The organism is Pseudonocardia ammonioxydans, from assembly GCF_900115005.1.
Lineage (GTDB): Bacteria > Actinomycetota > Actinomycetes > Mycobacteriales > Pseudonocardiaceae > Pseudonocardia > Pseudonocardia ammonioxydans.
Genome location: NZ_FOUY01000157.1, coordinates 1 through 1,284 on the forward strand (window position 1 = coordinate 1; position 1,284 = coordinate 1,284).

At 73.9% G+C, this 1,284-nt stretch carries 1 protein-coding gene and 1 pseudogene; both read right to left on the bottom strand.

Going from position 1 to position 1,284, the window contains the following annotated elements; translation table 11 throughout:
* Positions 1–5: 5 nt before the first annotated feature.
* Positions 6–923 (bottom strand): IS21-like element helper ATPase IstB, encoded by a 918-nt coding sequence (istB, locus tag BM093_RS34850; protein WP_281248764.1) that lies wholly within the window; start codon positions 921–923, stop codon positions 6–8.
* A pseudogene (locus BM093_RS37775) lies at positions 920–1,284 on the bottom strand (IS21 family transposase); the annotation flags it as partial. The pseudogene BM093_RS37775 and the gene istB, both read right to left, overlap by 4 nt.

The window sequence follows — 1,284 nt, forward strand, 5'->3', positions numbered from 1 at the left end:
GCAGTCTATCCGGTGGTCGTGGTGTCCTGGTCCGTGACGCGCCCGGGGCGTCGGTGAGGTCGGTAGCTTGCTCCGTTCATGAACAGCTGGTGGCTGTTGTTGATCAGTCGGTCGAGCAGGGACTCGGCGACCACGGGGTTCGGGAACAGCGGATACCAGTCGATCGGTGTGCGGTTGCTGGTCATGATCACCGAGCGGCCGGCGCGTTCGGTGATCAGTTCGTAGAGGTCGTCGGCCTGGACGGCCGTGAGCTCGCGCATGGCGAAGTCGTCGAGGATGAGCACGGCGGGGCGGGCGAGCTCGCGCAGCCGTCGGGTCCAGGTGCCGTCGGCATGCCCGCCGGCCAGCTCAGCCAGGGCGCGGCTGGTCTTGATGAACCGGACGTCGGCGCCGGCGCGCACGGCCTGGTGGCCCAGCGCGTGCGCGATGTGGGTCTTGCCGACCCCGACCGGGCCGTAGAGGATCACCGACTCGCCGGCGGCGAGCCAGCGCAACGCGGCCAGGTCACGGATCTGCGCGGCGGGCAGCTTCGGGTTGGCGGTGAAGTCGAACCCTTCCAGGGTCAGGGTCTGCTCGAAGCGGGCGCGCCGCGTGCGCCGGTCGATCGCGGCGGCGTCGCGGCGGGCGATCTCGTCGTGGCAGAGGACCTGGAGGAACTCCAGGTGCCCGAGCTCGCCGGCGCGTGCCTGGGCGAGGCGGGCGTCGAGGGTGTCGAGCATCCCGGACAGCTTCAGAGCGCGCAGCGCCGAGTTGAGCGCGTTGGTGTCGACCACGGTCGGGGCGGGCGCGGGCATGGGGGCTCCTTGGTCGGCGACGGGCGGTGGGCCGGCCGTGGTGGCGCTCGGGGCCGTGCTGTTCGTGGTCGTGGGGACCGGGGCCGCGGCGGACGTCGCGGCCTGGGCCGGGACGGGCGTGGCGCTCATGAGACAACGCTCTGGCTGGTCAGCGCGGTGTCCGTGCCGGTGTCCGGGTCGGTGCCGGCCGGGGGGTCGGCGGCGACGCCGGCGCTGGTGGGCAGGGGGATGACGTCGGCGAACAGCTGTGAGGGCCCGTGCAGGTGCGCCGCGGCGCCGCCGTCGCCGGTGGGCCGTGCGGCCGGGTCGTGGGCGGGGGTGGTCTCGGTGCCGGCGGCGAGGATGCCCTTGATGGTGCGGTAGGACGGGTCACCGGCCGCGGTGGCTCGGGCGCAGGCGGCTTCGAGCCGGCCGGGGTCGTGCCGGTCGGCGAGCCCGAGCACGCCTTGGGCGGCGCGCAGCCGGAACAGAGCGTTCTCGGCCAGCAGCT

Bases quoted from the DNA above. Each gene is read 5' to 3' on its own strand.
- istB (WP_281248764.1), bottom strand. From the start codon at position 923: ATGAGCGCCACGCCCGTCCCGGCCCAGGCCGCGACGTCCGCCGCGGCC.